At 62.1% G+C, this 13114-nt stretch carries 9 protein-coding genes; 8 read left to right on the top strand and 1 reads right to left on the bottom strand.

What is annotated here, in order from left to right; genetic code table 11:
• On the top strand, nt 1-1260 hold a 1260-nt coding region (locus ABUA09_RS09750; protein WP_349949336.1), incomplete at its 5' end, for a hypothetical protein.
• Entirely contained in the window at nt 1257-1826 is a 570-nt protein-coding gene (locus ABUA09_RS09755) for a hypothetical protein (protein ID WP_208319383.1), read from the top strand. The genes ABUA09_RS09750 and ABUA09_RS09755, both read left to right, overlap by 4 nt.
• A gap of 50 nt (nt 1827-1876) precedes the next feature.
• Here ABUA09_RS09755 and ABUA09_RS09760 read toward each other — a convergent pair whose 3' ends face one another.
• Nucleotides 1877-4510: a cation-translocating P-type ATPase gene (locus tag ABUA09_RS09760; protein WP_279203567.1), complete on the bottom strand. Its 2634-nt coding sequence runs from the start codon at nt 4508-4510 to the stop codon at nt 1877-1879.
• A gap of 482 nt (nt 4511-4992) precedes the next feature.
• On the opposite strand from ABUA09_RS09760, the gene ABUA09_RS09765 reads away from it, so the two are divergent.
• The 6 genes from ABUA09_RS09765 (at nt 4993) to pepT (ending at nt 13043) form a co-directional block, all read left to right on the top strand.
• Nucleotides 4993-6912, top strand: a complete 1920-nt coding sequence (locus ABUA09_RS09765; protein ID WP_349949337.1) for an NAD(+) synthase — start codon at nt 4993-4995, stop codon at nt 6910-6912.
• Nucleotides 6913-7131: 219 nt separating this feature from the next.
• On the top strand, nt 7132-8496 hold the full coding sequence (locus tag ABUA09_RS09770) for a citrate/2-methylcitrate synthase (RefSeq protein ID WP_058118321.1): 1365 nt from the start codon (nt 7132-7134) through the stop codon (nt 8494-8496).
• Nucleotides 8497-8797: 301 nt separating this feature from the next.
• Complete coding sequence (locus ABUA09_RS09775) at nt 8798-9424, top strand: class II aldolase/adducin family protein (RefSeq protein ID WP_058118322.1); 627 nt, start codon at nt 8798-8800, stop codon at nt 9422-9424.
• A gap of 5 nt (nt 9425-9429) precedes the next feature.
• On the top strand, nt 9430-10005 hold the full coding sequence (locus ABUA09_RS09780) for a YcxB family protein (RefSeq protein WP_158453389.1): 576 nt from the start codon (nt 9430-9432) through the stop codon (nt 10003-10005).
• A gap of 433 nt (nt 10006-10438) precedes the next feature.
• The gene (locus ABUA09_RS09785; RefSeq protein ID WP_033117287.1) at nt 10439-11701 is read left to right on the top strand and encodes an HlyC/CorC family transporter; all 1263 of its coding nucleotides are present in this window, start codon (nt 10439-10441) and stop codon (nt 11699-11701) included.
• 88 nt (nt 11702-11789) lie between these two features.
• Nucleotides 11790-13043: a peptidase T gene (pepT, locus tag ABUA09_RS09790; RefSeq protein WP_227151852.1), complete on the top strand. Its 1254-nt coding sequence runs from the start codon at nt 11790-11792 to the stop codon at nt 13041-13043.
• The last annotated feature ends 71 nt before the right edge of the window (nt 13044-13114 follow it).

A 13114-nucleotide genomic window follows, 5' to 3' on the forward strand; every position in this document is an offset into this window, starting at 1 on the left:
GACTATGGGCGCATCCGCCTCTCCCTGGCCGACGACCGCTACGCCCGCGCCCCCGGCACCTCCTCCATGGCCAACGGCGGCCGGAACATCCGCGCCCGCATCCAGGCCATCGCCCGCTTCAGGCGCTACCCCGCCGGCATGGCCCTGGTGTCGGTGTGCATCGCGGCGGTGCTGGCCCTGCCCGCCCTTTTCGGCACCCGGGCCGGGGGCGTTGTTTTGGGTTCCCGACGCTGGGACGACGCCCTGGATTTCCAGACCGCCATGGCCTCGGCCCGGGTCGCCCGGTGCACCACCGCCGCCGCGGCGCTGGACGCCTATGGAAAGGCGGTCCTGGAGCAAAACGGCATCTACCGCGCCCTCTGCGCCCCCCTGGAGGAGCACCCCGCCCTGGCCGCCGAGATGGAGGCCGCCGCTACGGGCCCCGACCACTGGGTCTACACCCGCTGGGAGAGCGGCCTGCCCGGCTATCCCGATCCGCGGGCGGGCTACTTTCTCTACAATCTGACCCCCGACAGCGGAGGCTACCGGGCTCTCATGGTCTTTCCTCTCCAGTGGGCCTATCCGGACGGGCCGGACCAGCCCCCCGCCTCGGACCCCGACTGCCTTTGGCTCGCCTCCCGGCCTGTCCGGGCTGAGCGCCGTGAAGACCGCTGGGTGGTCCTTCCCCAGGAGGCGTTCACCTTGACGGAGACCTCCCGTTCCCTGGACGACGGCGGATGGTTGGTCTGGGGGGACGCCTCTCTGCCCGCCGCCGCGACCTATGCCGCCGAGACGGAGCAGTTCCGCCTGGAGCTCCGCTACCAGACGGTCCATGTGCTGGACAATGCCATACAGTCCCAGACCGGCCTGTCCTGGCACCCGGGCGCCTCCGCCTTTGACACCGCCGTCAAGCCCTATGCCCGCTTTGCCAGGGCCTACGCGTCCTATTCCTTCACAGTCGTCTTTACCGGCAACGAGGACCAGCGGGCCGCCTTGGGCGAGGTCCGCTATGCCGCCGTCCCCCTCTCTGCCGACGGCAGCCACCCCGCGCTCAAATACGGCGCGGGAAGCGGCAGCAGCAGCACCGGGGCCTTCTGGGGCAACAGCTCCAACAGCGGCCCCAGCCCCTGGGACGGTACGCTCTCCGACGGCGGCGGGACTTATCTGGGCGGCGACCCCAACGACACGCCGGTATGGCCCGCCGGCTACCTGGTGGAGCTCACCGCCGGAGGGACCTCCCGGCAGGCCACCCTGCTCCCTGTAGAAGGAGGCGCAGAATGACCTCTCATCCGGAAGCCCTCTATCGGGGCGTCTCCCACGCCGCCTGGGGCTATCTCTTCCTCTATCTGGACGTCAACCTGGGGACGGTGAGCATTCTCCCCGCCTTCGTCGGCTATCTGCTCTTTTGGAGCGCCATCGGTGCGCTGGAAGGGGAGGTCCGGGACCTGTCCCTCCTCCGGCCCCTGTGCGCCCTGTTGGGCGCGTGGGCGGGAGCCGGCTGGCTCTATTCCTGGACCGGCGGCAGTCTGGACGGCTGCTTCTATCCTCTGGACGTGATCCTCCAGGCCGCCTCCCTCTACTTCCACTTCCAGCTTTTTACCGACCTGGCTCTGCTGGCCGCCCGGTACCAGCCGGAGGGCGCAGACCTGGACCGGCATCTGCTGCGGCTGCGGACGCTCCAGGTGCTGCTTCTCACCGGCCTGGCCCTGGTCGGGCCCCTCTCCGACCTGTGCGGCGGACCGGCTCCGTGGCTCTCCGTCGCCCTGTCCCTGGCCGGCCTGTTGGTGAGTCTGGCCCTTATGAACCGGCTCTTCGCACTCCGCCGGTGTTTTCACCCCGCGCCGTGATCCATTCAAACAGGGCCGCCCATGAAATGGGCGGCCCTGTTTGAATGGACTTATCTGTTCTTCCGACGCACGGCGTCATGGATCACCTTGTAGATCTGGATCGCCCCCGTGGGCAGGAACGCCAGGAGGATTACCCAGCCGAACTGGGCCATGGTGAAGGGGCTCACCTGGAAGAGGGCGTTGAGGCCGGGGAGGAACAGCACCGCCAGCAGCAGTACCACGCCGGCGGCAAAGGCGCCCAGGCTCGCCCTGTTGGTGGTGAGGCCCAGCCTGAAGATGGACTCGATGCCCCGGCAGTTGAACCCGTGGAACAGCCGGGCCAGCGTCAGCGTGGAGAAGGCCAGGGTCATGGCCAGCCCCGCTCCGCCGTTGTCGGCATTGAGCCCGATAAAATAGGCTCCCATGGTAGCACAGGCGATCAGCGCGCCGTAGGCCAGGATCTTGAGCATCAATCCCCGGGTGAGAATGGGCTCGTTGGGGTCCCGGGGCGGCTGGTCCAGCAGGCCCTTCCGCGCGGGCTCCACCCCGATGGCGATGGCGGGCAGCGAGTCGGTAAGGAGATTGATGAACAGCAGATGGACCGGTGCAAAAGGCATGCTCAGGCCCAGGATGGAGGTGAAGAGGACGCTGAGAATGCCCGCCATGTTGCCGGAAAGAAGAAAGTTGATGGCGTTTTTGATGTTGGTATAGACGCCCCGCCCGTTGACCACCGCCTTGACGATGGTGGCAAAGTTGTCGTCCGCCAGGATCATGGAGGCCGCGTCCTTGGACACCTCCGTACCGGTGATTCCCATGGCCACGCCGATGTTGGCGGCTTTGAGGGCCGGGGCGTCGTTCACGCCGTCGCCCGTCATGGAGACGATCTTTCCCTTGCGCTGCCACGCCTCTACAATGCGTATTTTATGTTCCGGCGATACCCGGGCGTAGACGGAGATCCGCTCCAGGCGCTCATCCAGGTCGTGGTCACTCATATCGGAGAGCTCCACGCCGGACACCGCCTCGTCCCCTTCCCGGAAGATGCCGATCTGCCGGGCGATGGCAGTCGCAGTGACCTTATGGTCGCCGGTGATCATGATGGTGCGGATCCCGCCTCGCTTGGCGTCGGCCACGGCCTGGACGGCCTCCGGCCGGGGCGGGTCGATCATGGAGATGAGGCCGATGAAGGTAAAGTCCCGCTCGTCCTCCAGGGTGAGCGCCCGGACCTCCGGGAGCTCACGGTAGGAGAAGGCCAGTACCCGCAGGCCCTCCATGGAGAGCTCCATGTTGACCCGGGAGATGCGCTCCCTCCACTCAGGCGTCATGGGCACCTGTCCCTCCCGGGTAAGGACATACCGGGAACGGTCCAGCAGTACGTCAATGGCGCCCTTCGTGTATAGGGTGGGGACCCCTTCGATCTCGTGGAGGGTGGACATCAGCTTGCGGTCGGAATCAAAGGCCAGCTCCCCCAGACGGGGGTGGTGCCTGCGGTAAAGTTCCTCGTCTACGCCGATGCGGTCCCCCAGCATGACCAGGGCCACCTCCGTGGGGTCGCCGATGGAGGTACCGTCCTCCACATTGGTGGTGGCGTCACTGGCCAAGAGGGCCGCCTTCAGGAGCAGCCGCTGCACATCGTTTACCAAATCCAGGTCGTCCCCCTCCAGAAGGGAGCCGTCGGCGTAGATCTTCTGGGGCGTCATCCTGTTCTGGGTGAGAGTGCCGGTCTTGTCGGAGCAGATCACAGACACCGAGCCCAGCGTCTCCACCGCCTTGAGGTCCTTGATGATGGCGTTCTGCCGTGCCATCTTCTGGGTGCCCATGGCCTGGACGATGGTAATGATGGAGCTGAGGGCCTCCGGGATGGCGGCCACCGCCAGCGCCACGGCAAACATCAGCGAGTCCAGCAGCGCCATATGATGGAACAGGGACAGGGCAAATACCACCACACAGATCCCCAGGATGGCCGTGGCCAGCTTCTTGCTGAAGTCATCCAGACTCTCCTGGAGGGGGGTCTTGCGCTGCTGGGTCCGGTTCATCAGGGCGGCCACCTTGCCCAGCTCGGTGTCCATACCCGTGCCCGTGACCACTACCGTGGCCCGCCCATAGGTCACCAGGGAGCCGGAAAACACCATGTTTTTCTGGTCGCCCAGCGCCACCTTCTCCGCGGCGATCACATCCGAGGTCTTCTCCACGCCCTCGCTCTCACCAGTGAGGGAGCTCTCATTGACCTTCAGCGAAAAATTTTCCAGGATTCTTCCGTCGGCCACCACCATGTCGCCGGCCTCCAGCTCCACAATGTCGCCAGGCACCACCTGGGCCGAAGGCACCACGGACCGCACGCCGTCCCGGAGCACTTTTGCGCTGGGCGAGGACATGGCCTTCAGACTCTCCAGGGACTTCTCCGCCTTGAAGTGCTGGACCGTACCCAGTACGGCGTTGAGGATCAGGACCGCAAAGATGACGACCGTGCTCTCCACGTTATCCGACACCATGGAGATCAGGGCCGCAATGATGAGGATCACCACCAGCAGGTCCTTGAACTGGTCCAGAAACACCTGGAGTCCGGACTTCTTCTTCCCCTCCGCCAGGGCGTTTTTGCCGTGTTTCTGGAGGCGCTCGGCCGCCTCCTTGGAAGTAAGCCCCGCCTTCGTCCCTCCGAGGGCGCTCAGGGTCTCTTCCACGGTGCGGTTGAAAAATGAGGATTCCACACTTGCCACACTCCTTCTGCATCTATCTTGTCCAATCGGGCATAAAACTTCATGCGCCATTGGCGCACCACGATAAACGGGCAGAAGCGGACACATGAAGTCTTTGTGCATGCAGGTCGTCCAGGCCCACACGCTTTGATTCCGGACCGTGCCGTCATAGGCGCGCATGACCCTTTTGCTATGCTTATAGCAAAAAAGACTTTTGAGTATGGGCTTCGAATCCTCAAAGCCCATACTCAAAAGTCTTGTCACCGGAATCGGCGCCCTCCACCAGGCCCTGACCGGACCGTGATGTTGATGGAGGAACTTGCGACTACTCCCTTTTGAACAGTGGAATTATACCGGATGCCCGCCCGTTTGTCAAGCCCGTCAAAAGTGAAAGATGGAAAACTTTTGCTCGCTCCCCCTCGCTTCCTCTCCCTTTTGTTGCAAAGGCTCCCATTTTGGGGTACAATATCTGCAACGCAAAGGAGGTCTTTTTCATGCGCGATGGTTTTGTCAAGGTCGCCGCCGGCACGCCCGCCATCCGGGTGGCCGACTGCCGTTACAACGCCGAGAGCTGCTTTACCCTCATGCGGGAGGCCTACCGCCAGGGTGTGCGGGTGCTGTGCCTCCCGGAGCTGTGCCTCACCGGCTATACCTGCGGGGACCTGTTCCTCCAGGACACCCTTCTGGACGGCGCCGAGGAGGCCCTCTCCACGGTGCTGGAGGCCACCAGGAGCCTGGATATGATCGCTGCCGTCGGGCTGCCGGTCCGCCGGCACAACAAGCTCTACAACTGTGCGGCGGTCATCCACAAGGGTGAGATTCTGGGCGTGGTCCCCAAGACCCATCTGCCCAACTACGGCGAATTCTACGAAAAGCGATGGTTCACCCCCGGAGGGCCCGCAGACCGGCTCTTCACCCTCTGCTCCCAGGAGACGGTCTTCGGCACCGACGTGCTCTTCTCCTGCGAGACGCTGCCCGGTCTCACCATCGGAGTAGAGCTGTGTGAAGACCTGTGGGCTCCCCAGCCGCCGTCGGTCAGACTGGCCCAGGCCGGTGCCACGCTGATCCTGAATCTCTCGGCCAGCGATGAGACCGTGGGGAAAGACGTCTACCGTCGCTCTCTGGTCACCGGGCAGTCCGCCCGTCTGGTCTGCGGCTATCTTTACGCCGACGCCGGCGAGGGGGAATCCACCACCGATCTGGTGTTTGCCGGGCACGATCTCATCGCGGAAAACGGCGTTCTCCTGGACGAGAGCCGCAATTTTGCCTCCGGCCTCACCGTGTCAGAGGTGGACATCAATCGTCTGCTCTCCGAGCGCCGCCGTTTGAGCACCTTCCCGGCCGCTCCAAACGACTCGACGCTGCGGGTGAGCTTCGATCTGGCCCCCTCCACCACCACGCTCACCCGCTATGTCTCCCCCACCCCCTTCGTACCCGAGGACGCCGGAGACCGGGCGGAGCGCTGCGACGAGATCCTGAAGATCGCGGCTATGGGGCTCAAAAAACGCATCGAGCACACCCGGGCCGCCGCCGTCGTGGTGGGCCTCTCCGGCGGACTGGACTCCACCCTGGCCATCCTCATTGCCGCCATCGCCATGCGCCTCCTGGACCGTCCGGCCAGCGACATCATCGCCGTCACCATGCCCTGCTTCGGCACCACGGACCGTACCCGGGACAATGCCGTGGAGCTCTCCCGCCGCCTGGGCGCCCCCCTGAAGCGCATCGATATCGGCGAGGCGGTGAAGCAGCATTTCCGGGACATTGGCCAGAGCATGGAAACCCATGACGTTACCTTTGAAAACGGCCAGGCCCGGGAGCGGACCCAGGTGCTGATGGATATCGCCAACCAAGTGGGCGGCATGGTGGTAGGTACCGGCGACCTCTCCGAACTGGCCCTGGGCTGGGCTACCTATAACGGGGACCACATGTCCATGTACGGCGTCAACGCCTCCATCCCCAAGACCCTGGTGCGGCATCTGGTCTCCTACGTCTGCGGCGACAAGGCCGAGAGCGAGCCGGAGCTCTCCCACGTACTGGCGGACATTTTGGATACCCCCGTATCTCCCGAGCTGCTGCCCGCCATCAACGGTCAGATCTCTCAAAAGACCGAGGATTTGGTGGGCCCCTATGAGCTCCACGACTTTTTCCTCTACTATGCCATTCGCTGGGCCTTCCCGCCCAGAAAAGTGCTGCGCCTTGCCGAGCATGCCTTTGGCCGGAGCTATGACAGGGCCACCATCCTGAAGTGGGAAAAAACCTTCTACCGCCGCTTTTTCAACCAGCAGTTCAAGCGCTCCTGTCTGCCGGACGGGCCCAAGGTGGGCTCTGTCACCCTCTCTCCCAGGGGCGACTGGAGGATGCCATCGGACGCCGTGGCCGTCCTTTGGCTGGAAGAGCTGGAGGCCCTGGAATAGTCTTACCTCCCCCGTCCCAACAGGGCGGTCTGCCAAAGCAGACCGCCCTGCCTCTTTCTCTCCGCCGCGCCGTTCTCCGCAGTTTTTTCGCAAAACGAAACTTTTCTCCATTCACAGAATGGTAACATTTATATGATAAAGTAAATCTGATAATATAGACCACCAGCCGGGGGAGCTTCCTCCGGCTGTGCTTTACACAGAAAGGAGTGCGATCTTAACATGGCCAGCAACCCCAACTACAGCGATGTGACCCCCGCCATTGAGGCCTTGGCGCGCCGCAGCCTGGAGAACAGCTCCATTGCCGCCGACGACTACGTGCGCTACGATGTGAAGCGCGGCCTCCGCGACCTGAACGGCAAGGGCGTCCTGGCGGGACTGACAGAGATCTCCGACATCGTCTCAAAAAAGATGGTGGACGGGGAGGAGATCCCCTGCGAGGGCGAACTCTATTACCGCGGCTATAACATTCAGGACCTGGTGGGTTCCGCCCTGCGCGAAAAGCGCTTCGGCTTTGAAGAGACCGCTTACCTGCTTCTCTTCGGTCAGCTCCCCACGGAGACGGAGCTCTCCGCCTTTTCCGCCCAGCTCTCCTACTACCGCACGCTTCCAAAAAACTTTGTCCGGGACGTCATTCTCAAGTCCCCCACCCAGGATATGATGAACTCCCTGGCCAAATGCGTTCTCTCCATCGCATCCTATGACGACAAAACCGACGACATCAGTTTGCCCAATGTGGTGCGGCAGTGTATGCAGCTCATCGCCACCTTCCCTCTCTACGCCGTCTATGGCTATCAGGCCTATCACTACAAGGAGGGGAATTCCCTCTTCATCCATGCCCCCCGTCCGGAGCTCTCCACAGCGGAGAACATCCTCACGCTGCTCCGCGCCGACTCCTCCTACTCCTTCTGGGAGGCCCACATTCTGGATATCTGCCTCATGCTCCACGCGGAGCACGGCGGCGGCAACAACTCCACCTTTACCACCCATGTGGTCACCTCCTCGGGAACCGACACCTACTCCTGTATGGCCGCAGCGCTGGCCTCCCTCAAAGGTCCCAAGCACGGCGGCGCCAACATCAAAGTGGTGCGGATGTTTGAGGACATCAAGGCCAGCGTGAAGGACTGGTCCGACGAGGACGAGATCAAAGCCCACCTGCGCGCCCTCCTCCACGGCGAGGCATTCGACCACGCCGGCCTCATCTACGGCATGGGCCACGCAGTCTACTCCCTCTCCGACCCCCGCGCCAACATCCTGCGCGGCTTTGTGGAGACCCTCTCTCGGGAAAAGGGCCGCACCGATGAATATGAGCTCTACTCCCGTGTGGAACGCCTGGCTCCCCAGGTCATCGCCGACGAGCGCAAGATCTATAAGGGCGTGGCCGCCAACGTGGACTTCTATTCCGGCTTCGTCTATCACATGCTGGATCTCCCCCTGGAGCTCTATACGCCTCTCTTCGCCATGGCCCGTATCGCCGGCTGGAGCGCCCATCGGATCGAAGAGCTCATCAATATGGGAAAGATCATCCGCCCCGCCTACAAATATGTGGGGCAACACCGGACCTATCAGCCGTTGGGTCAGCGGTAGCTTTTTCTCCCCGGCTCGTCCCGACCGCCTTCCGGCTGCCAAAAACCGGTCTGGACGTGTTCAGCTGGCGGGGATAGGGCCATCACCCCGCCCCGCGAGGCGGAATGCTCTGTATTCCCTGGGCGGCACAGGACACAGAGGGACGGACGATGCCTCTCCGCCTCTGGAAAAGTCGGACCCCCACGGCATTTTAAGGCTCTCCGCAGCGCGGAGAGCCTTTCTTTTTCCTTCGGACTTGCCAGCCCCGTCTCGGGGCATTATAATGATAGATACAGTCGATCCGCATAAAGGAGAGTGCAATATGGATTATGAGACCCAGCGCCGGCTCATATGCGAGCTGGGACGTCGGATGTGGGAGCGGGGCTGGGTGGCCTCCAACGATGGAAACCTTAGCCGCCGTCTGGGGGAGGGGCTTTTTCTGGTGACCCCCGCCGGCGTCAGCAAAGGCTTTCTCACCACGGATATGCCCGTGGTCGTGGACAGCGAGGGACGGGTGGTGGAGTCCAGCGGGGCTTACCTCCCCTCCTCCGAGACGCCCCTTCATTTGGAGTGTTACCGCCGCCGGCGCGATGTGGGCGGCATCTGTCATGCCCATCCCCCCGCCTCCACAGCATTCGCCTGCGCCCGCAAAGCTTTGGATGCGTCCATTCTGGGCGAGGCCCTGATGGTCTTGGGCCCTGTTCCCTGCGCCCCCTATGCCCGTACCGGTACCCCGGCACTGTCCGCCGCCGCCGGCCCTCTGCTCGACGACCACGACGCGGTCCTTCTGGCCAATCACGGTGCCGTTACGCTGGGTTTGGACCTGGAGCAGGCCTATTGGCGGATGGAGACGCTGGAGCACACCGCGCAGATCTGTCTGGGTGTCCGCCTGCTGGGCGGCGGCGTCCCGCTTACGGATGAGCAGTGCGCACAATTGAGGAGGAGTTGATGTTCATGGAGCCGAACTTTCAGGTGGAGACCGCCCACGACCAGGATGCTTACAACAATATGGTGACCGCCCACTATATGCTGCATGAAAAAAACTCCATCAAAAGCCTGTATGCCCTCGCCGTCGTACTGGCCCTGTGCGTTTGGTGGATCGCCGCCGGCGGCAACTACACTTCGATCCGAGCTTTGGGCTCCGGCATCACGACGCTGGCCGTCGTGCTCCTGTTGGTCCCCTATGTGGACCGTTTTGCCGCCCGTCAGGTGTGTCACCGGCTGCTGGACCGCGTGGTGAAGGCGGCCAAAAAAAACAAATTCTACGGCATCCCCACCCGCTACCGCTTCTATGATGACAAGCTGGATGCCTCCGACAGCGCGGGCAGTGTGGAGACCCCCTACTCTCAGGTCACCGACCTGGTGGAGACTGAGCGGTATTTTCTGGTCTTTCTGAAAAGCGGACAGTGTGTTCTGGCCCGCAAAACGGATTTTACCGTGGGAGAGGCGGCGGATTTCAAGGATTTCCTCACCCGCGCGTGTGGACGGGATATGCGCTTTTTTGAAATGCCCAAGCGCAATGGGCGCTGATTTTCCTTTTCTCTTGTCTGTTGTACATTTGGAGCACCCTCCGTCGAAACAATAAGGGGACGCCTCAAAATGGGGCGCCCCCGCAGACCGGGAGTTCTCGAACTGGCATACATTTCCGTATTTTATCCAAAGTCAATTTTATCAATTTTTGATATCTGCGCAACCTTTGAGAAAGTCCTCATTCCCTTTTGTGTTCAACATAACTGCTATACACTGGAAGAAGGAATGCGCTGATTTTTCCCTTGCAATTACAGGAGAGCTCTGCTATACTGAAAGACAAATATTTTGAAAGGGGTCGGTGAGTCCCCGTGGACCAACCTCCGCCCAGTAACTGCACAGGATGACAAAGAGGGCAGCCTTAGCCGCAGCGCGGCATAGGGCTGTCCTTTTGTACACAAAATCTCAATCTAAAAAATGGAGTTGATCTGTCCTCATGGACCCGTCCAGTATTGCCAAGCTCGTCGCCATTCTTGTCCTGGTCGTCTTTTCCGCCTATTTTTCCGCCACAGAGACCGCCTTTACCTCTCTCAACCGCATTCGTCTGAAGAGCAGGGCGGAGGCCGGGGACCGGCGGGCTGCCTCCACCCTGGCCCTGGCCGATGATTATGACCGGCTGCTGTCCACCATCCTCATCGGCAACAACGTGGTCAACAATGCGTCCACCTCGCTTGCCACACTGCTGTTCATCTCTCTGCTGGGTGAGGCCCAGGGGCCGGCCGTCGCCACCCTCGTGGTCACCATCGTGATCCTTATCTTCGGCGAGATCTCCCCCAAAAGCATGGCCAAGGAGTTTCCCGAGCAATTCGCCATGTTCTCCGCCCCCTTTCTGCGGCTGCTCATGGCCCTGCTGCGTCCCCTCACCTTCCTGGCCGCCCAGTGGAAGAAGTTCCTCAGTCTGATTATCCGGAAGCAGGGGAATGCGGGAATCACGGAAGAGGAGCTTATCACCATGGTCTCTGAGGCCGAAAACGAGGGCGGCCTGGACCAGGATGAGAGCGCGCTGATCCGCTCCGCCATCGAGTTCAGCGACCTGGAGGTGGAGGAGATCCTCACCCCCCGGGTGGATATCGTGGCCGTGGAGGATACCGACTCCATGGACGAGATCGCCAAAGTCTTTGCGGAAAACGGCTATTCCCGCCTGCCCGTATACCATGAGGACATCGACAATATCGTGGGCGTCATCCACGAAAAGGACTTCCATGCCGCCCGCTACCATGGTCAAAGCGACGTGTCCGCCATTATCGCCACCGTCCTCTACACCACCGCCAACACTAAAATCTCCGATCTGCTGCGCATCCTCCAGCGGGAGAAGGCCCACATGGTCATTGTGGTGGACGAATACGGCGGCACCGAGGGTCTCTGCACACTGGAAGATATCGTGGAAGAGCTGGTGGGAGAGATCTGGGACGAGCACGACGAGGTCATCGAGGAATTCAAAAAGCAGGAGGATGGGAGCTACCTCATCTCCTGTAACGCCAACCTCACCGACCTCTACGACCTCTTCTCCATCAAGGGAGAGCGCGACTCCACCACGGTCTCCGGCTGGGTCATGGAGGAGGTGGGCAGGGTGCCTGAGGAGGGCGACCATTTTGTCTATGAAAATCTGGATGTAACGGTGACGAAGGTGGATCACCGCCGCGTTTTGGAGATCCGGGTCGTGGTACTGCCGGAAAAGGAGCCGTCGGACAAGGGCTGACCACCGCTCCCTTTTCCCACTGTGTTCCGCCGTAGCCCCATACAGTACCGGTCGCTCCCGGCAGTGCGGCCGGATAGGAGGTTAAACCATGGAAAAAGTCGTATCCCGTTTCCTGCGCTATGTGCGCATCCATACCGAAAGCGATCCCAGTGCTCCGCCGGGCGTCCTGCCCAGCGCCGCGCGGGAATTCGATCTGGCCCGGCTTCTAGTGGATGAACTGCGGGAGCTGGGACTCACCGACGCCCATGTGGATGAGCATTGCTATGTATATGCCACCCTTCCGGCCACCCCCGGATGCGGCGCTCTCCCCGTCATCGGCCTGCTGGCCCATATGGACACCTCCCCAGATCTGACGGGCAAGGATGTCAACCCTCAAATCCTCCACTACGACGGCGGCGAGTTGGTAATCAACCGGGAGCTGGGCGTGGTGATGGACGCCGAACACTTTCCGGAGCTGGACCGCTTCTTGGGTGAAGATCTGATCTTTGCCGATGGGCGGACTCTCCTGGGTGCGGACGACAAGGGTGGTATCGCCGTAATCCTTCAGGCACTGGAGGATCTTATCGCCGCCGGCACCCCCCATGGGACTGTCAAGGTGGCCTTCACCCCCGACGAGGAGATCGGCCGCGGTCCTCTGGGCTTTGATATTCCCGGCTTCGGCGCGGACTTCGCCTACACACTGGATGGTCCCGCCCCCAACGAATACGCCTATGAGACCTTCAACGCCGCCCAGGCCCAGGTCACGCTTACCGGGCTGTCCGTCCATCCCGGCTCCTCCAAAGGGCTGATGAAGAGCGCGCTGCTGATGTCCATGGACTTCAACGCGCTCCTGCCGCCTCTGGAGACCCCCTTCCACACCGATGGGCGGGAGGGCTTCTTCCACCTGCTCTCCCTCACCGGCAACGTGGAGGAGACCAGGATGATCTATCTCATCCGCGACCACGACTCCGCCCGCTTTGCAGAGCGGAAGGCCGTGATGGAAAAGGCCGCGGAGGAGCTGCGCCGCCGTTGGGGCTCCGACTGCATCCGCCTGGAGATCACCGACCAGTACCCCAACATGGCCAAATGGCTGGAAGATAAGCCCGAGATCGTGGCGCTGGCCGTGGCCGCCATGCGCCTGGCCGGTGTGGAGGATCCGGTGGCTGTGGCCATCCGCGGCGGCACCGACGGCAGCCAGCTCACCAGCAAGGGCCTCCCCTGCCCCAACCTGCCATGCGGAACCCAGTACGCCCACGGACGCTATGAGTTCGTGTCCGTCCAGGCTCTGACCACCTGTAAGGAGATGGTCAGACATCTGGTATCCGCCGATCTGGTCAAGCGGGTGATGGCGGAAAAGCTGTGATGCCGCTCCTCTTTCCGGTTCTCCCTGTGCTGTTTTCCATTCCAGGGCCTCGAGCCGACTCGTAAGACAAA

It is taken from the genome of Intestinimonas sp. RTP31139st1_F5_RTP31139_211217, from assembly GCF_040226735.1.
Taxonomy (GTDB): domain Bacteria; phylum Bacillota; class Clostridia; order Oscillospirales; family Oscillospiraceae; genus Intestinimonas; species Intestinimonas butyriciproducens.

What these genes read in the sequence shown, in the direction of transcription:
- ABUA09_RS09755 (WP_208319383.1), top strand. Translation starts at nt 1,257, where the DNA reads ATGACCTCTCATCCGGAAGCCCTCTATCGGGGCGTCTCCCACGCCGCC.
- ABUA09_RS09765 (WP_349949337.1), top strand. Translation starts at nt 4,993, where the DNA reads ATGCGCGATGGTTTTGTCAAGGTCGCCGCCGGCACGCCCGCCATCCGG.
- ABUA09_RS09770 (WP_058118321.1), top strand. Translation starts at nt 7,132, where the DNA reads ATGGCCAGCAACCCCAACTACAGCGATGTGACCCCCGCCATTGAGGCC.
- ABUA09_RS09775 (WP_058118322.1), top strand. Translation starts at nt 8,798, where the DNA reads ATGGATTATGAGACCCAGCGCCGGCTCATATGCGAGCTGGGACGTCGG.
- ABUA09_RS09780 (WP_158453389.1), top strand. Translation starts at nt 9,430, where the DNA reads ATGGAGCCGAACTTTCAGGTGGAGACCGCCCACGACCAGGATGCTTAC.
- ABUA09_RS09785 (WP_033117287.1), top strand. Translation starts at nt 10,439, where the DNA reads ATGGACCCGTCCAGTATTGCCAAGCTCGTCGCCATTCTTGTCCTGGTC.
- pepT (WP_227151852.1), top strand. Translation starts at nt 11,790, where the DNA reads ATGGAAAAAGTCGTATCCCGTTTCCTGCGCTATGTGCGCATCCATACC.